This is a genomic window from Vibrio sp. 704, assembly GCF_033339295.1.
On sequence record NZ_JAWOUH010000987.1, the window covers coordinates 1 to 524 of the forward strand.

Consider the following 524-nt stretch of genomic DNA (forward strand, 5'->3'; position numbering starts at 1 on the left):
GTTTCTTTGGCGTAATCAGTATCTTGAATACGACTGTTCGATGCTGCTAAGTTTTCGTGGATGTTATCTAGATTATTGATCGCATGATTGAAGCGATTTTGATATGCACCTAACTCGGCACGTTGGCTATCGACAAATTTCATCGCCGTGTCTAGTACAGCGACAGCTTGCTGCGCCCCACCAACGGTTGTGATGTTCAAGTTATTGACCGCATCATAACCTTTCAACGACATCCCAAGCTCACTCGCAAGATCTCCTGAGAATGAAATCGTTCCGGCGGTTTCTTCTCCTGCCATAAAGATCTGTAACTGACCTTTTTCATTAACAGAAGCCGTCACTTTGTCGGTTTGGCCATTAATGTAGGTCGCGAGTTCTTCAATATCATCACCGGCTTTGGCATTGATTTGGATTTTTTCCGTCTCGCCAGAACGGTTGGTGAAAGACATCGTCAGATCATTGGCGTTCTCTTTTACCTGCCAATCAGAATCAGCACGCCCTTGAGCAACATAACTAAAGCCCCCCAT

The 524-nt window shown here is 45.2% G+C and carries 1 protein-coding gene; it reads right to left on the reverse strand.

Translation table 11 applies throughout. The features are described from left to right. On the reverse strand, window positions 1–524 hold a 524-nt coding region (locus R7R24_RS30260), incomplete at both ends, for a flagellin (protein ID WP_318120658.1).